This is a genomic window from Cupriavidus sp. D384 (genome assembly GCF_001652915.1).
In the GTDB taxonomy this organism is placed as follows: domain Bacteria; phylum Pseudomonadota; class Gammaproteobacteria; order Burkholderiales; family Burkholderiaceae; genus Cupriavidus.
Genome location: NZ_BBQI01000126.1, coordinates 21,123 through 42,040, shown reverse-complemented (window position 1 = coordinate 42,040; position 20,918 = coordinate 21,123). Strand labels below are relative to the sequence as shown.

General features: G+C 68.1%; 19 protein-coding genes. 10 read left to right on the top strand and 9 right to left on the bottom strand.

Features of this window, described 5'->3' with window-relative positions; genetic code table 11:
- The first annotated feature begins 1 nt into the window (after position 1).
- The 3 genes from A9J21_RS27605 (at position 2) to A9J21_RS27595 (ending at position 2,596) form a co-directional block, all read left to right on the top strand.
- The gene (locus A9J21_RS27605) at positions 2-865 is read left to right on the top strand and encodes an ABC transporter ATP-binding protein (RefSeq protein ID WP_066741340.1); all 864 of its coding nucleotides are present in this window, start codon (positions 2-4) and stop codon (positions 863-865) included.
- Positions 866-885: 20 nt separating this feature from the next.
- The gene (locus tag A9J21_RS27600; protein WP_066741338.1) at positions 886-1,755 is read left to right on the top strand and encodes an ABC transporter permease; all 870 of its coding nucleotides are present in this window, start codon (positions 886-888) and stop codon (positions 1,753-1,755) included.
- Between the two features lie 73 nt (positions 1,756-1,828).
- Positions 1,829-2,596 (top strand): class I SAM-dependent methyltransferase, encoded by a 768-nt coding sequence (locus A9J21_RS27595; protein ID WP_066741336.1) that lies wholly within the window; start codon positions 1,829-1,831, stop codon positions 2,594-2,596.
- Here the strand turns inward: A9J21_RS27595 and A9J21_RS27590 are convergent, their stop codons facing one another.
- Positions 2,597-3,823, bottom strand: a complete 1,227-nt coding sequence (locus A9J21_RS27590) for an MFS transporter (protein WP_066741335.1) — start codon at positions 3,821-3,823, stop codon at positions 2,597-2,599.
- 198 nt (positions 3,824-4,021) lie between these two features.
- Here A9J21_RS27590 and A9J21_RS27585 point away from each other — a divergent pair, with 198 nt between their 5' ends.
- The 3 genes from A9J21_RS27585 to A9J21_RS27575 all read left to right on the top strand — a co-directional run bounded on the left by A9J21_RS27585 (position 4,022) and on the right by A9J21_RS27575 (position 6,870).
- Entirely contained in the window at positions 4,022-4,795 is a 774-nt protein-coding gene (locus A9J21_RS27585; RefSeq protein ID WP_066741333.1) for an IclR family transcriptional regulator, read from the top strand.
- A gap of 237 nt (positions 4,796-5,032) precedes the next feature.
- Positions 5,033-6,274: a diguanylate cyclase gene (locus A9J21_RS27580; RefSeq protein ID WP_066741329.1), complete on the top strand. Its 1,242-nt coding sequence runs from the start codon at positions 5,033-5,035 to the stop codon at positions 6,272-6,274.
- Positions 6,275-6,396: 122 nt separating this feature from the next.
- Entirely contained in the window at positions 6,397-6,870 is a 474-nt protein-coding gene (locus A9J21_RS27575; RefSeq protein WP_066741328.1) for a PaaI family thioesterase, read from the top strand.
- Positions 6,871-6,889: 19 nt separating this feature from the next.
- Here the strand turns inward: A9J21_RS27575 and A9J21_RS27570 are convergent, their stop codons facing one another.
- The 4 genes from A9J21_RS27570 to A9J21_RS27555 are packed head-to-tail and all read right to left on the bottom strand — an operon-like array spanning position 6,890 to position 10,900.
- On the bottom strand, positions 6,890-7,963 hold the full coding sequence (locus tag A9J21_RS27570) for a VWA domain-containing protein (protein ID WP_066741326.1): 1,074 nt from the start codon (positions 7,961-7,963) through the stop codon (positions 6,890-6,892).
- The gene (locus A9J21_RS27565; protein ID WP_066741323.1) at positions 7,960-8,955 is read right to left on the bottom strand and encodes a DUF58 domain-containing protein; all 996 of its coding nucleotides are present in this window, start codon (positions 8,953-8,955) and stop codon (positions 7,960-7,962) included. The genes A9J21_RS27570 and A9J21_RS27565 overlap by 4 nt, the downstream gene beginning before the upstream one ends.
- Complete coding sequence (locus A9J21_RS27560) at positions 8,933-9,946, bottom strand: MoxR family ATPase (RefSeq protein ID WP_066741321.1); 1,014 nt, start codon at positions 9,944-9,946, stop codon at positions 8,933-8,935. Before A9J21_RS27560 ends, A9J21_RS27565 begins: the two co-directional genes overlap by 23 nt.
- A 12-nt stretch (positions 9,947-9,958) precedes the next feature.
- Complete coding sequence (locus A9J21_RS27555; protein WP_066741319.1) at positions 9,959-10,900, bottom strand: S1C family serine protease; 942 nt, start codon at positions 10,898-10,900, stop codon at positions 9,959-9,961.
- Positions 10,901-10,972: 72 nt separating this feature from the next.
- Between A9J21_RS27555 and A9J21_RS27550 the strand changes: the two genes are divergently transcribed.
- On the top strand, positions 10,973-12,037 hold the full coding sequence (locus A9J21_RS27550) for a VWA domain-containing protein (protein WP_066741317.1): 1,065 nt from the start codon (positions 10,973-10,975) through the stop codon (positions 12,035-12,037).
- Positions 12,038-12,257: 220 nt separating this feature from the next.
- Positions 12,258-13,256: a class I SAM-dependent methyltransferase gene (locus tag A9J21_RS27545; RefSeq protein ID WP_156546245.1), complete on the top strand. Its 999-nt coding sequence runs from the start codon at positions 12,258-12,260 to the stop codon at positions 13,254-13,256.
- A gap of 72 nt (positions 13,257-13,328) precedes the next feature.
- On the opposite strand, the gene A9J21_RS27540 is transcribed toward A9J21_RS27545, so the two are convergent.
- On the bottom strand, positions 13,329-14,753 hold the full coding sequence (locus A9J21_RS27540; protein ID WP_066741316.1) for an aldehyde dehydrogenase family protein: 1,425 nt from the start codon (positions 14,751-14,753) through the stop codon (positions 13,329-13,331).
- A 100-nt stretch (positions 14,754-14,853) separates the two neighbouring features.
- Here A9J21_RS27540 and A9J21_RS27535 point away from each other — a divergent pair, with 100 nt between their 5' ends.
- Positions 14,854-15,789: a LysR family transcriptional regulator gene (locus A9J21_RS27535; RefSeq protein WP_066741315.1), complete on the top strand. Its 936-nt coding sequence runs from the start codon at positions 14,854-14,856 to the stop codon at positions 15,787-15,789.
- Here the strand turns inward: A9J21_RS27535 and A9J21_RS27530 are convergent.
- Both A9J21_RS27530 and A9J21_RS27525 read right to left on the bottom strand, forming a co-directional pair.
- Positions 15,786-18,137, bottom strand: a complete 2,352-nt coding sequence (locus A9J21_RS27530) for a cytochrome P450/oxidoreductase (protein WP_066741429.1) — start codon at positions 18,135-18,137, stop codon at positions 15,786-15,788. The two genes, A9J21_RS27535 and A9J21_RS27530, sit on opposite strands and share 4 nt — an antisense overlap.
- A 26-nt stretch (positions 18,138-18,163) precedes the next feature.
- Positions 18,164-19,135, bottom strand: coding sequence for a tripartite tricarboxylate transporter substrate binding protein (locus A9J21_RS27525; RefSeq protein WP_066741428.1), 972 nt, complete (start codon positions 19,133-19,135; stop codon positions 18,164-18,166).
- A 101-nt stretch (positions 19,136-19,236) separates the two neighbouring features.
- On the opposite strand from A9J21_RS27525, the gene A9J21_RS27520 reads away from it, so the two are divergent.
- Complete coding sequence (locus A9J21_RS27520) at positions 19,237-20,055, top strand: IclR family transcriptional regulator (RefSeq protein ID WP_066741310.1); 819 nt, start codon at positions 19,237-19,239, stop codon at positions 20,053-20,055.
- A gap of 47 nt (positions 20,056-20,102) precedes the next feature.
- Here A9J21_RS27520 and A9J21_RS27515 read toward each other — a convergent pair whose 3' ends face one another.
- Positions 20,103-20,810 (bottom strand): glutathione binding-like protein, encoded by a 708-nt coding sequence (locus tag A9J21_RS27515; protein WP_066741308.1) that lies wholly within the window; start codon positions 20,808-20,810, stop codon positions 20,103-20,105.
- Positions 20,811-20,918 lie beyond the last annotated feature (108 nt).

The window sequence follows — 20,918 nt, the reverse complement described above, 5'->3', positions numbered from 1 at the left end:
CATGGCTGACGGCAATCACGGCAATCACGTCAATCCGCACCTGCGCGTGGTACCTCATCCGCAGCCGCTGCTGCAGGTGGATGGCGTATCGCTCGAATACCGTACGCCCACGCGCGTGGTGCGCGCCACGCACCGCGTGAGCTTCGATGTGCATGCGTCGGATCGTTTCGTGCTGCTGGGGCCGTCCGGCTGCGGCAAGTCGACGCTGCTCAAGGCCGTGGCCGGCTTTGTGCCGCCGGCCGAGGGCGAGATCCGGCTTGAAGGCCAGCGCGTGCAGGCGCCGGGCCCTGACCGCATCGTCGTGTTCCAGGAGTTCGATCAGCTGCCGCCGTGGAAGACCGTCAGGCAGAACGTGATGTTTCCGCTGCGCCAGGCACGTGGCCTGTCGAAGGCGGAGGCCAGCGACGTCGCCATGCATTTTCTGGACAAGGTTGGCCTGGCGGGCTTTGCCGATGCCTATCCGCATACGCTGTCCGGCGGCATGAAGCAGCGCGTGGCCATTGCCCGTGCGCTGGCAACCCGGCCCAAGGTGCTGCTGATGGACGAGCCGTTTGCCGCGCTGGACGCGCTCACGCGGCGGCGCATGCAGGAAGAACTGCTGGCGCTGTGGGACGAAGCCGCGTTCACGCTGCTGTTCGTGACCCATTCGATCGAAGAGGCGCTGGTCGTGGGCAGCCGCATCCTGCTGCTGTCGCCGCATCCGGGCCGCGTGCGCGCCGAGCTGAACAGCCACCAGTTCTCGCTCGCCAGCCAGGGCAGCGCGGAATTCCAGCAGGCGGCGCAGCGAATCCACGCCATGCTGTTCGATACACCGGCCGAGCCTGGCACCACGCCGGACCATGCCCGCCACGCCGCCACGCACTGAACGCCCCCACCGCCTGAACCATGTCGACAATCCTTCCGCCCCTGCGCCCCGAATACGAGCGCGTACTCGAACCCTTTACGGCCGTGCCGCTGTCCCGTGCGCTGCCGTGGTACCGGCAACTGTGGCAGCAGGGCTGGCTGCGCAAGGCTGCGATCCTGCTGGTGCTGGCCGTGGCCTGGGAAATCGTTGCCCGCGTGCAGGACAACGATCTGTTGCTGCCGACCTTCCTGTCCACCGCGCGCGCCTTCGTGGAGGCCATTGCCAGTGGCGAACTGCCCGGCAAGGCCGTGGTGTCGCTGTCGATCCTGCTGCAGGGCTACGCGGCCGGCATCGTGCTGGCATTTGTGCTGACCACGGTGGCGGTGTCGACGCGCATCGGTCGCGATCTGCTCGATACGCTGACGGCGATGTTCAACCCGCTGCCGGCCATCGCGCTGCTGCCGCTGGCCTTGCTGTGGTTTGGCCTGGGCACCGGAAGCCTGGTGTTCGTGCTGGTCCATTCGGTACTGTGGCCGCTGGCCCTGAACACCTATGCAGGCTTTCGCGGCGTGCCCGAAACGCTGCGCATGGCGGGCCGCAACTATGGGCTGCGAGGCCTGCGCTATGTGGTGCTGATCCTGGTGCCGGCGGCGCTGCCGGCCATCCTGTCGGGTCTCAAGATCGGCTGGGCGTTTGCCTGGCGCACGCTGATCGCGGCCGAGCTGGTGTTTGGCGCGTCGTCGGGCAAGGGCGGACTGGGCTGGTACATTTTCCAGAACCGCAACGAGCTTTATACCGACCGCGTCTTCGCCGGGCTGGCGACGGTGATCCTGATCGGGCTGGCAGTGGAGGGGCTGGTGTTCACCACGCTGGAACGCCTGACGGTGCGCCGCTGGGGCCTGCAGCACTGACGCGGCCCCCGGGGCCGGGGTGCGCGGCGGCAGGACTTGTCGATGTCACGCCGCCGGCGTATCGTGCGGGGTCATGACGACAATCCATCATGCCGCGGCCCAGGGCTTCTCGACCCAGGCCGATACCTACGCCCGCGGGCGTCCCGACTATCCCGCCGAACTTGGCACCTGGTTGCGCGACACGCCAGGGCTGGCGCCCGGCAAAACCGTGGTTGACCTGGGCGCCGGCACGGGCAAGTTCACGCGCCTGCTGCTGCCTACCGGCGCCAGCGTGATCGCCGTGGAGCCGGTCGACGCGATGCGCGCCCAGCTTTCGGCCAGGCTGCCGGAGGTGCGTGCCGTACAGGGCAGCGCGGAGTCGATGCCGTTGCCCGACGCCAGCGTGGACGCCGTGGTCTGCGCGCAGGCGTTTCACTGGTTTGCCAATCCCGCCGCGATGCGGGAAATCGCCCGCGTGCTGAAACCGGGCGGGCGTCTTGGCCTGATCTGGAATGTGCGCGACGAATCGGTAGGCTGGGTTGCCAGGCTGACCGAGATCATGACGCCCTACGAGGGCGATGCGCCACGCTTCTACAAGGGCGACTGGAAGAAGGTCTTCCCGGCCGATGGCTTCGGCCCGCTTGGCCTGGCGCGCTTTCCCTATACACATACCGGCGCGCCGGAGCAGGTGATTGTCGACCGCGTGATGTCGGTCAGCTTTATCGCGTCGCTGCCGCAGTCCGAGCAGGATGCCGTGCGTGCGCGCCTGCACGCGGTGATCGACGCCGATCCGGCGCTGCGCGGCCACGGCGAGGTGTCGTTCCCCTACAGCACCGAGGCGTATTGCTGCGAACGGCTGTAATCAGGTGGCCGGCGCCAGCTGGTCGCGATACCGCGCGGCCAGCAGCTGGCTCAGTACCAGCGCCAGCACCGCGCTCACCGCGGCAAACAGGTAGACGGCCGGATAGTCGCCTTGCGCGGCGATAAAGCCGGCCACCGGGCCGGTCAGGCCCAGCGCGAAATCAAGGAACAGGGCGTAGGCGCCCAGCGCCGAGCCGCGATTGGTGGCCGGCACGCGCTTGACCGCTTCCATGCCCAGCGCCGGAAACACCAGCGAGAAGCCAAAACCGACCACGGCGGCACCCGCCAGGGCCTGCCACGGGGCGTGGGCCATCCAGATAATGCCCAGGCCGGCGGCCTCCACGGCAAACGACACCAGTGCCACGGCGTAGCCGCCAAATCGCGAGATGGCATCGGCCATCACCAGGCGCGTCAGCACGAAGCAGGTGCCCAGTGCCGTCAGCGCCAGCGCGGCGTGATCCCAGCCCTTGCTGTTGTAGTAGAGCGTGATGAACGCCGTGATCACCCCAAAGCCGACCGAGCCCAGTGCCAGGCACAGGCCGAACGGCGTCATGGCGCGGAAGACGCTGCGGAACGGCAGGCGGTCGCCCTTGAGCACCGGCACCGGCGGGCGGCGGCGTGCCAGCAGCAGCGACGCGCCGGCAATCAGCGTGGTGACCACGCCGATCGTGCCCAGGCCGCCCCATTTGGCCAGCACTACGCCAACCGGCGCGCCCACGGCCAGTGCGCCGTAGGTGGTGATGCCATTCCACGAGATGACCTTGGCGGTATGGTGCGCCCCGGCGCTGCCGATACCCCAGGCGATGGTGCCCGTCGTGACCAGGCTTTCGCCTGCACCCAGCATCAGGCGTCCCGCCAGCAGCCACGCCAGGCCGATCCAGTCGCTGCCGGCGAACAGCGAGGCCACCAGCGTCAGCACACCGCTGCCCGTGACCAGTGCCAGCCCGGTCAGCACCGAGCGCTTCGGGCCTTGCGTATCGCACAGCGTGCCGGCCCAGGGACGGCTCATCAGGGTTGCCAGGTACTGGATGCTGACCGCCAGGCCAGCCAGCACGGCGCTGTAGCCCAGGTCGCCGTGGACAAAACCCGGCACCACGGCAATCGGCAGGCCCACCGCCAGATAGGCGATGAAGTTGAAAAAAACGATGGCAAGGATACGGCGGGTCACATTGTCGGTGGCGGATTCGCCATGCGGTGGTGTGACCGAGGAATGGCTCGGGGCAGACATGGGTGATTCAGGAGGCGCGGGTTGGCCGGGCGTGGATCGCCTGGTACGACGACCTAGGGAAAACCCGGAAGGCGCCATCATACCGGCATTGCCGCAATCGTGTCGGGCACCGGTGCGCCGCCGTGGTCGCATTGACAACACCTGGGCCGTTCTATACGGTGGACCCCCGTTCCAATTGGCCGTCCCGCCCGCCCGACCATGCCACGCAAAGCCGCCCAGCTCTCCGAAGCCGACAAGAACGCCGCCGATGGTGGTGCGATTGCCGTCGACCGGGCGCTGTTCGTGCTGTCGGTGTTCCGCGAAGGCGACACGTCGCTGGGCCTGGCCGAACTGGCCCAGCGCAGCGGCCTGTACAAGAGCACGCTGCTGCGGCTGCTGGCCTCGCTGGAACATGCCCGGCTGATCCAGCGGCTGCCCGACGGCCGCTACGCGCTGGGCTCGGAAGTGGCCCGGCTTAACGCGGTCTATGCGGCTTCGTTCTCGCTGGAGCAGGTCGTGCTGCCGGCGCTGCGCGAACTGGTGCGCGTGACGCGGGAATCGGCCGCGTTCCACGTCGAGCAGGGCGAGCATCGCCTGTGCCTGTATCGCGTGGATTCGCCGCAGCCGGTGCGCGACCATATCCGCGCCGGCGATCTGCTGCCGCGCAACCGGGGCTCGGGCGGACGCGTGCTGCGCGCCTTTGCCGGGGCACGCGGCGAGATCTACCAGCGGATTCGCGACGAAGGCGTGATTGCGATGGTGGGCGACCGCAGCCCCGATATCGCCGGCGTGTCGTCGCCGGTATTCGGCCCCGGTGGCGAACTGAAGGGGGCGCTGACGCTGACCTGCCCGACGCCTCGCTTCAGCGAGGCTTTCCGCGATCAGGTGCTGGACGCCGCCCGCGCGTTGACGCTGGCGCTGGGCGGCACGTTCCCGGACGTCAGGCCGGCTGGCGCCGGGTCGCTGACGGCCACCCCCCCGCAGGACGACTGAACATTCCGCGTGGCGGATTTCCGCGCTTTGCAAACCATTGCAAGAATGAGGCGAGTACCCGGCTTGCCGGGGGTGCCGCCATGGCTGGCGCGCGGGCTATGATGCGTCCTTTCGCCGCTTCTTCCCGTATCTTCCGGCGGCGTTTCCGTCCACCGTTCTTCACGTCGGGTCGCCCAGTCAGGGTTAACGTGGATAACGGCAGCCGCCCCCGGTAGCTTTAAGAGGAAACCGATTCCCGTGCACCTGGCTCAGCAGACGATTCTGGTCGTCATGATGGTGGTTTTCTCCAGCACGCTGGTCATGGCGGCAGGGCTGGTGCTTGCGCTGCGCGCCAGCGAGGCGGGGCGCCTCTGGGCCGTGGGGCATGTGGTGGCGTCCGGTGCCGGCCTGGTGGTGGCCGCCAGCACCGCTGGCGATTCGCTGCAGCTCTCCGCGCTGGGTGCCGGCGCCTACCTGATCGGCCGGCTGACCATCTATCGCGGTGTGCGCGTGTATTACGGGCTGGCCGATCGGGCGCTGCCGTTGCGCGTGATCGGACTGGCCACGCTGGTACTGCTGGTGCTGATGTCCGGTCTGTCCGACGGGCGGCTGCTGCTGCATGGCCTGGCGTACGGCATGCTCGCCGTGATCTCGTTCAGCACCATCGTCACGATGCTGCGCAGCCGGCGCGGCCGTACCAGCATCGGCGGGCCGCTGGTGCTGGCATCCCATCTCGTTCTGCTTGGATCCCAGGTGGCGGCGCTCAGCTACGGCGCCGCGTTCAAGGGACTGGCAATCACGCCGTTCTTCCTGCAGACCAGCGCGTCGGTCTGGCCGCTGGCGCCGCTGGTAGCCGTGCTGCTGGGCCTGTTCGGCTTCAGCCTGATGGCGATGGAACAGATCATCGCCCGCAACGAAAGCGGCGCGCGCCTCGATGCACTGACCGGCCTGCTGAACCGCGGGGCGCTGGACATGACCGCCATGGGCCTGGTGGCGCGCTGGCAGCGCGACGGCGATCCGCTGTCGTGCCTGGTGATCGACGTCGACCATTTCAAGCGTGTCAACGACCGGCACGGCCACCATGCCGGCGACCAGGTGCTGCGCGACATCGCCACAGCACTCGACAACTCGCGGCGCGCGTCGGATATTGCCGCGCGCTACGGCGGCGAGGAATTCTGCATCCTTTGCCCCCATACCGACGAACACCAGGCCACGGCGCTTGCCAACCGTATCCTGCGCAAGGTCAGGGCGATTGCCCTGCCCGATGGCGACGGCCCCGGTTGCGGCCACGCCAGCGTCAGCATCGGCGTGGCGCAGCTGCACGCCGGGCCATCGAGCCGCGACGGCCTCTGGCGCAACCTGTTCGCCGAAGCGGATCGCGCGCTCTACATGGCAAAGACGCGCGGCCGCGACCAGTTCGTGCTGGGCTCGAGCATGCGGCCCGACGAAGACGCCGAGCCCGCCGTCCAGGCCGAGCAGGACTGCGTCACTGCGGCCTGATTACCCGCTGATCACGGGCCCGGCCTTCCTCCGCCGACCGGCTTCCCGGGGCGAGGCACTCAAGCGCAAGCGCAAGCAATCGCCATTATCATCGCACCCAGTACAAGAACCAGGAGACGTGCGTGACCGACTATCACTATGGCGTGGCGAACCCGGCTGACATCGCGGGCATGACCGGCAAGGCCGTGCTGGAGGCCATCGTCGACGGGCGGCTGCCGCAGCCGCCGATCGGCCAGGCGCTGGGATTCTGGCTGGTGGAAGTGGGCGACGGGTTCGCCGCCTTCGAAGGCGAGCCAGGCCCGCACCTGTGCAATCCGATGGGCACCGTGCATGGCGGCTGGGCCCTGACGCTGATCGATAGCGCCACGGGATGCGCGGCCAATTCCGTGTTGCCGGCCGGTACGGGCTATACCACCGTGGAAACCAAAGGCAACTTCTCGCGTGCCATCAAGCCCGATACCGGGCGGGTGCGTGCCGAAGGCCGCGTGATCACGCAGGGCCGGCAGATCATCACCGCCGATTGCCGTGTGACCGACGCCTCGGGCCGCGTGCTGGCGCACGGCACGTCCACGCTGCTGGTGCTGCAGCCGCGCTAGCGGGCAGGGCGCGTTGCCGCTACAGCACGCGCCCGAACCACCACAGCGACAGCAGCCCCGCACAGGTCGCCAGCAACGCCCCCAGCGCGGCAAAGAACGCGGTGACCTCGATCTGGTCGCGCTTGCCGTAGGCCAGCCTGGCGTTGATGGCGCGGTACACGGTCTTGAGCCGCGACGCGTCTTCGAGGCGGAAGTACTCGGCGCCGGTGGCATCGGCTACCTGCTTCAGTACCTGTTCGTCGAGCCTGACGCGGGCCGACATGCCGTCGGCCTTCAGCACCACGCCCTCGGTGGTGCCCACGCCCACGGTGTAGATGCGCACTCCGTGGGCGGCGGCAAGCTGGGCCACCTGCAGCGCGGCGGGCCCGGCATTGCTCTCGCCGTCCGAGAACAGCACGATGGCACCGGATGCATAGGAGCCGGGCGCCACGGTCTCGTCCGTATCGCCCGGCATCGATTTCTGGAACGAGGCGTCCTCGTTCATCAGTTGTGCCGCTTGCTCGGTCAGTTGCGGCATCAGTGTCGTCAGCGCAATCAGCAGGCCGTTGCCCAGCGCCGTGCCGCCCTGGGGCTGCAGCTTGTCGATGGCGGCGGCCACGTCGTCCTTGTGGCGGCTGGGTGCCTGCGCCACGGCCGCGGTACCGGCCATCGCCACTACCCCTGTGCTGACGCCGGCCGGCTGCGCGTCGAGCAGCACCTTGGCCGCGCCCTGTGCCGCGCGCAGGCGGCTGGGCTTGACGTCCTGCGCGCGCATGCTGCCCGACAGGTCGATCACCAGCACCACCGTCTCGATGCGTGACGGCAGCACCATCACCGCCTGGGGCCGCGCGATGGCTACGATCAGGGCGGTCAGCGCCAGCAGGGCCAGCACGGGCGCCACATGACGGCGCCAGTTCGCCACGGCCTTGCCCGCCGCACGCGCCCCGGGCGCCACGCCGGCCACGCGCAAGGCGGGATAGTGCGCAGCGGCGCGGCGCCGGCGAACGTCAAGCCACATGTATCCCGCGCCAAGCACCAGCACGAGCGCCAGCAACCACAGCATGGCGGGCCACAGGAAGCTCAGCACCGGGAGCCGGGTCAGGGCATCGATCATGCGATGCCCCTGGTGGCGTCGCGTACCGTGCCCAGGCGCCGGCTGCGCTGGCGAGCGAACTGCAGCAGCGCCAGGTCCAGCCGGGTGTCCGTCGACAGCGTCAGGCAATCCACGCCAGCCCGCGTAAAGCCCAGTTGCAACGCGGCCTCGCGCGCCTCGGCCATGGCCGCAAAGCGCTTGCGGAAGCCCTTGTCGTGCGTATCGATCACCATCTGCTCGCCGGTCTCGGCGTCCTGCATCACCACCACGCCCAGGTCGGGCAGGGCCAGTTCCAGCGGATCGGCCAGCCGCACGGCCACCACTTCGTGGCGCCGCGCCAGCATCGCCATCGACGCCTGCCAGCCCGGTGCGCTGATGAAGTCGGAGACGACAAACATCACCGAGCGGCGCTTGGCGACGGCCCGCCCCCGCTCCAGCAGGTCGCGCAGGCGCGTATCGCCCGGCGAGGCGGCTGGCGTGGCATGCATGCGGTCCAGCAGGTGCATCAGGTGGCGGCGGCCGGCGCGCGCCGGCACCACCAGGGCTGCGGTATCGGCGGCGCCGCCGTACAACACGGTGCCCACGCGATTGCCGTAGCGCGTCAGCAGCAGCGCCATGACCGTGACGAAATCGGCCAGCAGGTCGCGCTTGCGCACGGTGCCGGACCCGAAATCGACCGACGCGCTAAGGTCCAGCAGGAACCAGACCGCCACCTCGCGATCCTCCTGGTATTCGCGCACATGCGGCGTCTGCAGCCGCGCCGTCACGTTCCAGTCGATATGGCGCACATCGTCGCCGGGGTGGTATTCGCGCAGGTCGGCCAGGTCCAGCCCGAAGCCACGAAACAGCGTGCGGTAGTCGCCCTGCAGCAGGCCATCGAGCCGCCGTACCACGGTCCATTCCAGCCGGCGCAGCAGCGCGTCGGTCTGGCTGGCGCCCACGCGCACCACGCCGTCGCCGGGGACGACAGCCACCGGGCCGTCCCGGCGCCTAGCGCGCAGCCGCCCGAACATGGGATTCCATGGGCCGTTCCGGCACCGGCAGCGCCTGCAGGATGCGGGCAATCAGCTGGTCGGCCGTCACCCCATCGGAGATCGCCTCGTACGACAGCACGATGCGATGGCGCAGCACGTCTGGCACCAGGTCGGTCACATCCTCTGGCAGTGCGTAGTCGCGTCCGCGCAGGTAGGCCAGCGCACGCGCCCCCTCGATCAGGCCGATGGTGGCACGCGGGCTGGCCCCGAACGACACGTAGCGCTCAAGGTCCTCCAGTCCGTGGCTGGCAGGCTTGCGCGTGGCGGCCACCACGCGCACCGCGTACTGGATCAGGCCCGGGTCCACGTACACCTTGCGGCACTCGTCCTGCAGCCCGGCCAGGTGCTCGGGCGTGGCGATCGGGCTCACGCTGATGCGCGGGCCGGTCACGCGGTTGACGATCACCACCTCTTCTTCCTCGCTGGGATAGCCCACCAGCACCTTCATCATGAAGCGGTCGACCTGGGCTTCCGGCAGCGGATAGGTGCCCTCGGTCTCGATCGGGTTCTGGGTGGCCATGACCAGGAAGGGCGTTGGCACCGGATGCGTCTCGCCGGCAATCGTCACCTGCTTTTCCTGCATCACTTCCAGCAGTGCGCTCTGCACCTTGGCCGGCGCGCGGTTGATCTCGTCGGCCAGCAGCAGGTGGGCGAAGACCGGCCCGCGCACCGTGGAGAACTCGCCGGTGCCCTGGTTGTACATGCGGGTGCCGATCAGGTCGGCGGGCAGCAGGTCGGGCGTGAACTGGATGCGCTTGAACGATCCGCTCATGGTCCGTGCCAGCGTGTTGACCGTGAGCGTCTTGGCCAGGCCGGGCACGCCTTCCACCAGCAGGTGCCCGCCGGCCAGCATGGCCACGAGCACCCGTTCGAGAAAGTGGTCCTGTCCCACCACCACGCGTTTCACCTCGTACAGCAGGCGTTCCATCAGGTTGGCGCTGTCGATGGCGCCCCGGGCTTGATCGTTCATGGGCCTCCGCGTCTAGAAGGGAGATGATCCAAGGGCCATGCCGGCACTTTCTATCGTGATGGCAAAGCCGATGCCGAGAAAGGTGCCGCTCGGATTGGGGTTGAGGATGGCGGTGACGATGCCCACCACCTCGCCGTTCATGTTCACCAGCGGGCCGCCCGAATTGCCGGGGTTGGCCGCCGCATCGAACTGGATCAGCTTGTCGAGCTTCTGCTTGCGATCCGGCGACACGAACTGCCGGTCGAGCCCGGAAATCACGCCAGCCGACACCGACGGGCCGATGCCGAACGGAAAGCCCACCGCCACCACTTCCATGCCGGGCGCAAGGTTCTGGCTGGAGCCGAGCGTGGCGGCGGGGAGGTCGTCGGGGATCGATTTCGGCTGCACGATGGCAAGGTCCTTATCGGGCATCGCCTGCAGCAGCGATGCTTCCGACGTCTGGCCGTTGTGGAACGTGACCTCCAGGCGGCTGGCGTCGGCCACCACGTGATAGTTCGTGATGATGGTGCCGGTTTCGGTCACGACCACACCGGAGCCAATGTGGCGGGCTTCCGACCTGGCTTCGGGCTGCTCGCTTCGCCGGGGCGGATCGGTGGCGGCAGCTTCATCGCGCTGGGGGCTGGCGTTCGGTGCGGACTTCGGCGCGGGCTTCTGTGCGGATTTCGATCTTGCGTCCGGCGGATCGCGTTTGGCCTTGGCGGCGGGCGGAGGCTCGGGTGCCTTTTCCGGTGCGAAGCTGCGGATCTCGACCACCGATTCGCGAATGGATTCGGCGGCCCGCGCGGCCTGGGATGGCAGGGTCTTGGTCTGCAGCGTGTGCAGCACGGCGGCGTCGATGTCGGCCTGCGTGAGCTTGCGGGGCGGCGGCTGCGACAGCCACGAGACCGATACGCCTGCCGCGAACACCAGGACGATGGCCACTGAAACCAACCCGTAGATCGTCACCCGTTTCATTGCAGCCCCCGGTTCCGTCGCGCCTTAAAAAATACAGTACCATCCTCTTACTCACGCGCCAAGGAGCAGGGCATGCAGTTTCTCTGGCCGCAAATGCTCTGGCTGCTGCTTTTGCTCCCACTGCTGGCAGCCGCCTACGTGTATCTGATTGCACGGCGCAAGAAGGCAGCCCTGCTCTATGCCAGCCTTGCATTGCCGCGCGCCGCGCTGGGTCCCGGCCAGCGTCTGCGGCGCCACATTCCCCCCGTGCTGTTCCTGCTTGCGCTGGGCGCCGCCTTGCTGGCCTGTGCGCGGCCCAGCGCCACCATCACGCTGCCTTCCGACACGATCACGCTGGTGCTGGCGATGGATGTCTCGCGCAGCATGGAGGCCACCGACGTTGCCCCCACGCGCATCGCTGCGGCCCAGCAGGCAGCACGCGACCTGGTGGTGGGGCTGCCATCGAGCGTGCGGCTGGGCATCGTGTCGTTTGCCGCCACCGCCGCCGAAGTGCTGTCGCCGACAGATAACCGCCAGGACATGCTCGATGCGCTGGACCGCTTCCAGCTCCAGCGCGGCACTGCCACCGGCAGCGGCCTGATACAGGCACTGGCCGTACTGTTTCCCGATGACGGCATCGACCTCGAAGCCGTGCTGTTCAACGACGGCTCGCCACTGATCGGGCGGCCGGCCACGTCACTGGACGAAGCGGCGGCGGCGGACGCCGCGCGCAAGCGCGCCAAGGAGCGGCCGCCGGTGCAGCCCGGATCGTACCGTCACGGGGCGGTGATCCTGCTCAGCGATGGACGGCGCACCACCGGCCCCGATCCGCTCGATGCGGCGCGCATGGCCGCGCAGCGGGGCGTGCGCGTCTATACGGTGGGCTTCGGATCGGCGCAGGGCGGGGTGGCGGGCGAGCCCGTGCTGTCCTACTTCATGCAACTCGACGAACCCGCCTTGCGTGCCGTGGCCAATCTCACGGGCGGGGAGTATTTCCAGGCGGGCTCGGCCGCCGACCTGAGCCGTGTCTACCGTCAACTGACGGCGCGCTTTGCACTGGAGCGCAGGGAGACCGAGATCGGCGCGCTGTTTGCGGCGATCTCCGGCCTGCTCTTGGTGGCGGCCGGTGCACTTTCAGTCTTCTGGTTCCGTCGCTGACCCCGAGTTATGTGTGCTACCGCACCCAATGCGCACTAAATGCAGCTTTTCGGACACTGCTGCACTGCGATAACACTGTTAATTTTCTCTTAATGCTTCAAGCGGCCGTGTCCTGACACGTGCCATCCAGTCCCATACCCAGACATGCCCTGCCGATGACCGCGCACCTAGCGCGGCACTGGGAATGGCTTTTTTTTCGTTTTTTTTTGTTGGGGGTGATATGGAGCAGTCCGATACGCTTGCAGGGGGCTGGACGGAACCGGTGACGGCCGTCGATCCGCCAGCGGCCCAGCCATTGCCGCATCATGAAGAACGAGACAGCCGGGGCCACGATTACATGCAGCGCCTGCAGCCCTATCTGAAGGCGGGTGCCTCCGTGCAGGCCGGATGGTTCCCCCGGGCCACGATCCGCTACACGCGGGGCATGCGCGCCAATGCACACTATTTCAGCCATCCCAAATGGATGGACGACTGGCTCGTCAGCGTCCATCGCTACGCGCAATGGCGCGAGCGCTGGCATGCGGTCACGGGCCCTCTCGATGGGAAGGTACTCGTGGATGTGGGCTGCGGCCCTGGCAACGTGCTGGCCACGCTGGGCGGCACGCCGCGGGTGGCCATTGGTGTCGATGTCGCGGAAGGCAGCCTGCAGCGAGCGGTGGCGGTGGGCTATGTCCCGCTGCAGGCCGATGCGCACGACATGCCGCTGGCGTCTGGCATTGCCGATATCGTGGCCATCAACGGGTCCCTGCACCACTGCGACGACATGGCTGCCGTGCTGGCCGAAGCCGCGCGGCTGGTCAAGCCGGGCGGGGTGCTGGTCACCGACCATGATCCCCAGTTCACCGCATGGAATTTCCGTGGCGTTGCGATGCTGATGTGGCGGCTGCGCGTGCCGATCTACCGCTGGCTCAAGCGCGGAGGCCATGCCGCGGCCGACAACGAACAATATTGGGCACTGGCGACGGAATTGCATCACCGTCCCGGCGACGGCGTGACCGAGGCCTTCCTGCGCGGCGTGCTCGAGCCGCACGGATGGCAGGTGAGCGTGCTTCCACACAATCATTTCGTGGGAGCCGAAGTGTTCGAGGGGCAGATCGGCCGGGCGCCACTGAAAATGCGCATGGCGCAGCGCCTGTCGGGCATCAAGCCGGGCACCCCGCAGGCGGCGATGAGCCTGTTCTGCGTGGCCCGGGCGCCCGGCCAGGCAGCCAATAACTAGCACGGCGCCCGGCGGCGCTCGCCGCCGCCGGGAATGGCGCCCCGCGCGGCATGGCAGCGGAGGCGGTGCCGGTCAGGCCGCCACACCCAGCACGGCCTTCGGCTCCAGGAACGCTTCGAGCCCGAATGTTCCGTACTCGCGGCCGATGCCCGACTGCTTGAAGCCGCCGAACGGTGCGGCCGGATCGTGCGTGACGGTGTTCACCAGCACGCGGCCGGCTTCGATGCGCGATGCCACCTGGCGTGCCCGCGCCATATCGCCGGACATCACGTAGGCCTGCAGTCCGTAGGGCGTGTCGTTGGCGATCGCGATCGCTTCGTCGGTATCGCGGTAGGTCAGGATCGACAGCACCGGCCCGAAGATTTCCTCGCGGGCGATGGTCATGTCGTTGGTCACGTCGCTGAACACGGTGGGCCGGACGAACCAGCCTGCCTCGATGCCCTCTGGACGTCCCGGACCGCCGGCCAGCAGTCGGGCACCTTCGTCGATACCGATGCCGATATAGCGTTGCACGCGATCCCACTGTTTCTGGCTGACCATCGGGCCGATGGTGGTGGCGGGGTCGTGCGGGTCGCCTGCGCGGACGCCGGCCATGGCCGCCACCATGCGGGCCTCGAATTCGGCCAGCCGTGCCTGCGGCACCAGGATGCGCGTGCCGGCGATGCAGGCCTGCCCGCTGTTCATGAAGCCGGCCTGCAGGGTCAGCGGCACGGCCTGGTCGAAGTCGGCATCGTCGAGCACGATCGCCGGCGACTTGCCGCCCAGTTCCAGCGTGGTGCGCTTGAGCGATTCCGCCGCCGTGCGCAGGATCTGCTTGCCCACTGCCGTCGATCCCGTAAATGACAGCTTTGCCACGTCGGGATGGGTGCTGATGGCCGTGCCCACCGTGTCGCCCCGGCCGGTGACGATATTGAAGACGCCCGGCGGCAATCCCGCCGCGTGCAGCGCTTCGGTCACGATGCGCGTCTGCAACGCGCTCATCTCGCTGGGCTTGACCACGGCCGTGCAGCCAGCGGCCAGTGCCGCCGCCAGCTTGCCGGTGATAAAGCCGGCATCGTTGTTCCACGGGGTGATCAGCCCGGCTACGCCCAGCGGCTGCATGACCACCTCGGCGGTGCCCAAGCGCCGCGTGAACGCATAGCCTTCCAGCACGCCGGCGGCATCGCGCAGCACTTCGCTGGCGTGCCGGGCCATCCAGCGGGCGCGTGACGCTGGCGCCCCGTATTCCTCGACGATGGCATCCAGCAGATCGTCTTCACGTGCCAGCACTGCGGCGTGCATGCGCAGGAGCATGTCGATGCGCTCGCGCGGGGTGGTGCGCGAGAACGCGGGAAACGCGCGTCTGGCGGCGGCCACGGCGCGGGCGGCGTCCACTTCGTCCGCCAGCCGGACGTGGCCGATGACCGACCCGGTGGCCGGGTTGAACAGGGCGAACGGCTCGTCGCCGTGCGGCGTGACAAAGGCGCCGTCAACGTAGATCTGGTCGATGCGATACATGGTGTATGAGAAGGGAGTTGGCGTTGTCATCAAGATAGAGGCCGCGCATTGCGTTGACTAGCCATACAATCGTTTATGTATCGTTAAACAGAATCGAACAATGAAGACTTCCGGGCTGGGCGAGCTTGAGGCCGTGCTGGCGGTGGCGCGGCATCGCGGATTCCGGGCGGCGGCCAACGAGATGGGGGTGTCGACGTCGGCGCTGAGCCATGCGGTGGCGGGGCTGGAGGGCCGCATCGGTGTGCGGCTGTTCAACCGGACAACGCGCAGCGTGTCGCTATCCGAGGCGGGGGCCCAGTTTGTAGCCAGCGTTGCGCCGGCCTTGTCCACCATCCGCGAGGCGATGGATCGGGCGGGCAGCTATGGCGATACGCCATCGGGCACGTTGCGCATCAATACGTCGGTGGGCGCGGCGCATCAGGTGATGGCCGTGTTCGTGGCGTTCCTGGCGCGCTATCCGGAGATGAAGCTCGATATCGTGACGGAGGGCAAGCTCGTCGACATCGTGGTGGAGGGCTTCGACGCCGGTGTCCGCCTGGCCGGGACGGTGCCGCAGGACATGGTGGCCGTGCCGTTCGGCGACCGCCAGCGCTTTGCCGTGGTCGGCAGCCCCGCGTACTTCGCGGGCCATCGCAAGCCGCGCGTGCCAGCCGATCTGAAGGCGCATCGCTGCATTCGCAGCCGCATGCCCAGCGGCACGATCTACCAGTGGGAATTCGAGCGGCAAGGTGAAGTGGTGCGCTTCGATGGGCAGGGCGGCCTGACGCTCGACGACGGAAGCCTGATGCTGGCGGCGGCGCGCGCCGGCATGGGCCTGGCCTACCTGACCGAATGGACGGTTGCCGCCGACCTGGAAGCCGGCAGCCTCGTGCGCGTGCTGGAAGACTGGACGCCGCCGCTCGACGGCTTATGCCTGTACTACCCCAGCCGCCGCCATGCGCCAGCCGGCCTGCGCGCGCTGGTCGACATGATCCGCGATCACGCGCAGGTGCAGCGGCAGGGTGCCCGGGGTGGCAGGCGGAAGCCGCATTCCTAGAGCGCCAGCACGATCTTCCCGCCGCGCGCCGCACGCGAGCAGCACGACATCATGCGGTTGTTCGCGTCGCGCTCGCTGCGGGTGAGCACGACGTCGCGGTGGTCGATGTCGCCGGCCAGCACGCGCACTTCGCACGACCCGCACAGGCCTTCCTCGCAATCGCTCTGCACGTCGATGTTGGCGCAGCGCAGTGCGGTGAGCAGGGTCTGGTCGGCTGGCACATCGAGCGTGAGGCCCGAGTCCTTCAGTTCCACGGTGAAGGCCTGCTCCTTCGACGGGTCCAGCGTGCCGAGCGTGGAGCTGAAATGTTCCACGCGCAGCGTGTCTTCGGGCCAGCTGGCGCAGCCGGCTTCCAGCGCTTCGATCATTCTTGCCGGGCCGCAGGCGTAGACATGCGTGCGGCTGTCCGGGCTGGCGAGCAGCCGGGCGAGGTCGGCGCGATTGCCTTCGTCGGCGGCGTGGATGTGCAGGCGGTTGCCATGCAGGGCCGCCAGTTCGTCGAGCAGGGCCATGGCCTGGCGCGAACGGCCGCAGTAGTGAAACACGTAGTCGATGCCGAGTTCGCGCGCACGCCGTGCCATGGCGCTGACCGGCGTCACGCCGATGCCGCCCGCGACGAAGATGGCCTTGCGGCAGCTTTCGTCGAGCCGGAAGTGGTTGCGCGGGCCGCGCACCTTGATGCGGTCGCCGGCGCGCAGGTTGGCATGGATCCAGGCCGACCCGCCACGGCTTTCCGCCTCGCGCAGCACGGCAATCTCGAACGCCTTGGCATCGGCGGGGTCACCGCACAGCGAATACTGGCGCGATATGCCGGTGTCGCCGCATTCGATGTCGATATGCGCGCCCGGCGACCAGCGCGGCAAGGGGCGTCCGTCCTGCGACACCAGCCGGATACGCAGCACGTCCTGCGCGGCGGGTTCGACCGCATCGACCACCAGTGTCCGGCCGATATTGCCCGTGGGCTCGCCGATGCGCACCGCATCGCGCGGCGCCAGCACGGCCGGATCGGTGCGTTCGGGGTTCCGTGCAGGGTCCCATTCCACCCACAGGTGCTCGGGGCCACGGAACGACGTATTGGGTACGTAGGTGAAGTGCTGGTCGGCCAGCCGCAGATGCGGCAGGCGGCTGGTCAGCTCTTCGAGGAAGATCTGCATTTCCATGCGCGCCAGGTTCTTGCCCATGCACTGGTGCGCGCCATAGCCAAAGGTGAGCTGGTCGCTGGCGTTGTCGCGGTGGATGTCGAACAGGTCGGCATCGGAAAAATGCCGCTCGTCATGGTTGGCCGACGATGTCACGATCAGCAGCTTGCTGCCCGCCGGCAGCTGGATGCCGCCTACTTCGGTGTCCTGGGTCACCACGCGGCGCCAGGCCGCCACCGACCCATTGTGCCGCAGGCATTCCTCCACCGCGTTGGGGATCAGCGCGGGGTCGGCGCAGATCTCGCGCCAGACGTCGGGATGTTGCAGCAGCAGCTTGATCGCATTGGCCGATGCATTGGCCGTGGTCTCGTGCGCGGCCACGATGCCGGCCATCATCATCGAGTGCAGGTACGAATCGGTGACAACCTCGGGCAGTTCCTTCTGCTTGCGGATGCCGTACTGCATCCAGCCCGGCCCCGACGGGTCTTTGCGCATCTTGTCGAGGATGCGGCCCGCCAACTGCCAGAAATTGCCCACGGCGTGGGCTACGGCCACCTGTTCCTCGGGCCTGGGGCGGCCCCACGTGTTCACCGTGTGGGCGATCGAGTACTGGCGCAGCAGATCCATGTCTTCCTCGGGCACGCCAAGGAAATGCAGGGCCACGGTCAGCGGCACCTCCCAGAGCATCTGGTCCACCAGGTCGGCGCGGCCGTCGTCGATAAAGCGGTCGACGTACTCGCGCGCCAGCCGGCGCACCAGCGGCTCGTGGTGCACCAGTTCCGCCGGCGTGAACGGCTCCATCAGCGCGCGGCGGCGCGGCATGTGGGCGGGTTCGTCCTCGTTGACCAGCGTCCGGTTCATCGCATAGCCGTACGACGCCAGCACTGCGTTGGCCGCGTCGCCGGTGGGCGTGATCTTCTCCAGTGCGATGGCCGGACTGAACGTGAGGTTGTCGCGGAAGATCGCCTTGATGTCGTCGAAGCGCGTCACCACCCAGTAGCCCAGTTTCGGGCTGTAGAACACGGGCTCCTGCTCGCGCGACCAGCGCACATAGTCGGGCGGGTCCTGCTGGTAGCCGTCTTCGAACGGATCGAAGGCGGCGGCGTTGTGGCTGACCGGGCAGCCGTCCGGTGCCAGTGCAGGCGTGCGCAGTGCGGCGTGGTCGATCGGGCAACCCGCGCCAGGCGCGGGCGAGGTGGGCAGGGTCATGCGGAACTCCAACTTCGGGTGTGGCGTCAGTCGAGCGAAATCTTCAGGTCCTGGATCAGCCGGGTCCAGCGCGCGGTTTCGCTGCGCAGCAGGTCGGCGAACTGGGCCGGCGTATTGCCCACGGGCTCCACGCCGAAGTCGACCAGCTTCTTGTGGATGGCGGGGTCCTTCACGGACGCCACCACCTGCCTGTTGAGCGTGTTGATCACGTCGGGCGGCGTGGCCGCGGGCACCACCATGCCCACCAGCGCGGCGGCCTCCACGTTCTTGTAGCCGAGTTCGGCAAAGGTCGGCACATCGGGCAGTTGCGGCAGGCGCGTGGCGTTGGCCACGGCCAGCGGACGCACCTTGCCGCCCTTGATGAAGCCCGCGCCGGCCGCGTAGTCGACCATCATCGCGGGAATCTGGCCGGCAGCCACGTCGGACAGCGCCGGGGCCGCGCCGCGATACGGCGCGTGGGTCATGGTCAGGTGCGCTTCGGTCTTGAGCAGTTCCATCGCCAGGTGGTGCGGGCTGCCGGCGCCGGCCGAACCGTAGTTCACGCCGCCCGGCGTCGCCTTGACCTGTGCGATGAATTCCTGCGCGGTCCTGGCCTGCGTGCCGGGGCCCACCACCAGGATCATCGGAAAGCGGCCCAGCAGCGTCACGGGTGCCAGGTCGCGCGTGGGGTTGTACGAAAGCGTCTTGTACAGCGCGGGATTGAAAACCAGCGTGCCGTTGTCGGCCGACAGCACCGTGTAGCCATCGGGCGCCGAGCGCGCGGTTTCCGAGGCGCCGATCGCGGTATTGCCGCCTGGCTTGTTGTCCACCACCACCGGCTGGCTCACGCGTGTCGACAACCCCTGTCCGATGGTCCGCGCCAGGAAGTCCGAGCCGCCGCCAGCCGGGTAGGGCACGATCCAGCGGATCGGCTTGGCAGGCCACACGTCGGCGGCATGTGCGCCAGTGACCACTGCAAAGGACAGCGCAAGCAGCGCCAGGGGCTGGAAGCGGGGCATCGGGTTGTCTCCTTGGTATTTGGCCGAACAGTGGTTGGCCTGTTTTGCGTAAATCATATACGCATTGCGTAATCTATGAATGAGGGTTAACCTCGGGCGCCATGACCACTGCTACCGATCACTCTCCGGACCTCGCTTCGCGCCCACGCGAACGCCGCCAGCGCGTGCAGGCCGCCGAAACCGGCATGGCCGTGCTCAAGACCCTGGCCCGATTGGGCGGGCGCGCCAGCCTGACCGCCATCGCCGGGCAGATCGGCGAAAGTCCGGCCAAGGTGCACCGCTATCTGGTGAGCCTGATGGAGGAGGGGTTTGTCGCGCAGGAAGCCAACACCCAGCAGTACCACCTGGGCATCGAGGCGCTGCAGATCGGGCTGGCCGCGATGCGCCAGGCCGACCCGATCCGGCTGTCGGAAGCCTCGCTGGTACGCCTGCGCGAGCGGCTGGAAGTCACCTGCTTTATTGCCGTGATGGGCAACAAGGGGCCCACCATCGTGCGGATCGAGGAACCGGGCCTGCCGGTGACGGTGAATGTGCGGGTGGGGTCAGTGATGCCGCTGCTGTGGTCGGCCACGGGCCGGGTGTTCCTGGGCATGCTCGACGATTCGAAGGTGCAGGCGCTGGCCCGCGCCGAACTCGATGCGCTGACGCCGGGGCAGCGCGCGGACCTGGATGCGAAGGACCCGCTGGGCGCCCTGCGCGAGCCCGTGCGCAAGCAGGGCTGCGCGGCGGTGCGCGATACCAACCTCAAGGGCATCAGCGCGGTGGCGGCGCCGGTGCGCGACTACACCGGGCGGGTCTGCGCGGTGCTGACCGCCCTGGGCGCCACCGGCGGCTTCGACCCGTCCATCGACGGGCCAACCGGCCGCGCGGTGCGCGAGGAAGCCGCCGCCATCAGCGCCTTGCTGGGTTTCGCGGGCTGACTGCCGAAGGGGCGCTTGTTGCGGCCCGGCCTTATTGCGGCCCGGCCTTATTCCGGCCGCTTCGGAATATTGACCGCGCGCTGCACGGTGGGGCGTGCCGCGAAGGCCGCCAGCACGCGCGACACTTCGGGGAAGTCCTGGATACCCACCAGGTCGCCGGCCTCGTAGAAGCCCAGCAGGTTGCGCACCCACGGGAACGTGGCGATATCGGCGATCGTGTAGTCGTCGCCCATGATCCAATCGCGGCCCTTGAGCCGTTCGTTCAGCACGTTCAGCAACCGCTTCGATTCGGCCACGTAGCGGTCGCGCGGACGCTTGTCCTCGTAGTCCTTGCCCGCGAACTTGTGGAAGAAGCCTACCTGGCCGAACATCGGGCCGATTCCGCCCATCTGCCACATCACCCACTGCAGCGTCTCGTAGCGCAGCGCCGGATCGGCCGGCATGAACTTGCCGGTCTTGTCCGCCAGATACACCAGGATGGCGCCCGATTCCCACAGCGCCAGCGGCTGTCCGCCGGGGCCGTTGGGATCGATGATCGCGGGAATCTTGTTGTTGGGGTTCAGCGACAGGAATTCGGGCGAGGTCTGGTCGTGCTTGTCAAAGCGCACCAGGTGCGGCTCGTAGGGCAGCCCGGTTTCCTCCAGCATCAGCGATACCTTGATGCCGTTGGGGGTGTTCAGCGAATACAGCTGCAGGCGGTCGGGATGTTGCGCCGGCCATTTGCCGGTGATCGGGAAGTCGGACAGAACGGTCATCGTGATGAGCTTGTCGTTTTGTGGGCGAAAGCGGCCATGGTAATGGCTTTGGCGCAATTTCGCCTGGCGGCCGGCAAATACCCCTGATACCGACGTTTGATCCAGGCC

Excerpts from the sequence above, each read along its gene's own strand:
- A9J21_RS27605 (WP_066741340.1), top strand. The coding sequence starts at position 2 with ATGGCTGACGGCAATCACGGCAATCACGTCAATCCGCACCTGCGCGTG.
- A9J21_RS27600 (WP_066741338.1), top strand. The coding sequence starts at position 886 with ATGTCGACAATCCTTCCGCCCCTGCGCCCCGAATACGAGCGCGTACTC.
- A9J21_RS27595 (WP_066741336.1), top strand. The coding sequence starts at position 1,829 with ATGACGACAATCCATCATGCCGCGGCCCAGGGCTTCTCGACCCAGGCC.
- A9J21_RS27590 (WP_066741335.1), bottom strand. The coding sequence starts at position 3,823 with ATGTCTGCCCCGAGCCATTCCTCGGTCACACCACCGCATGGCGAATCC.
- A9J21_RS27585 (WP_066741333.1), top strand. The coding sequence starts at position 4,022 with ATGCCACGCAAAGCCGCCCAGCTCTCCGAAGCCGACAAGAACGCCGCC.
- A9J21_RS27570 (WP_066741326.1), bottom strand. The coding sequence starts at position 7,963 with ATGATCGATGCCCTGACCCGGCTCCCGGTGCTGAGCTTCCTGTGGCCC.
- A9J21_RS27565 (WP_066741323.1), bottom strand. The coding sequence starts at position 8,955 with ATGTTCGGGCGGCTGCGCGCTAGGCGCCGGGACGGCCCGGTGGCTGTC.
- A9J21_RS27560 (WP_066741321.1), bottom strand. The coding sequence starts at position 9,946 with ATGAACGATCAAGCCCGGGGCGCCATCGACAGCGCCAACCTGATGGAA.
- A9J21_RS27555 (WP_066741319.1), bottom strand. The coding sequence starts at position 10,900 with ATGAAACGGGTGACGATCTACGGGTTGGTTTCAGTGGCCATCGTCCTG.
- A9J21_RS27550 (WP_066741317.1), top strand. The coding sequence starts at position 10,973 with ATGCAGTTTCTCTGGCCGCAAATGCTCTGGCTGCTGCTTTTGCTCCCA.
- A9J21_RS27545 (WP_156546245.1), top strand. The coding sequence starts at position 12,258 with ATGGAGCAGTCCGATACGCTTGCAGGGGGCTGGACGGAACCGGTGACG.
- A9J21_RS27540 (WP_066741316.1), bottom strand. The coding sequence starts at position 14,753 with ATGTATCGCATCGACCAGATCTACGTTGACGGCGCCTTTGTCACGCCG.
- A9J21_RS27535 (WP_066741315.1), top strand. The coding sequence starts at position 14,854 with ATGAAGACTTCCGGGCTGGGCGAGCTTGAGGCCGTGCTGGCGGTGGCG.
- A9J21_RS27530 (WP_066741429.1), bottom strand. The coding sequence starts at position 18,137 with ATGACCCTGCCCACCTCGCCCGCGCCTGGCGCGGGTTGCCCGATCGAC.
- A9J21_RS27525 (WP_066741428.1), bottom strand. The coding sequence starts at position 19,135 with ATGCCCCGCTTCCAGCCCCTGGCGCTGCTTGCGCTGTCCTTTGCAGTG.
- A9J21_RS27520 (WP_066741310.1), top strand. The coding sequence starts at position 19,237 with ATGACCACTGCTACCGATCACTCTCCGGACCTCGCTTCGCGCCCACGC.
- A9J21_RS27515 (WP_066741308.1), bottom strand. The coding sequence starts at position 20,810 with ATGACCGTTCTGTCCGACTTCCCGATCACCGGCAAATGGCCGGCGCAA.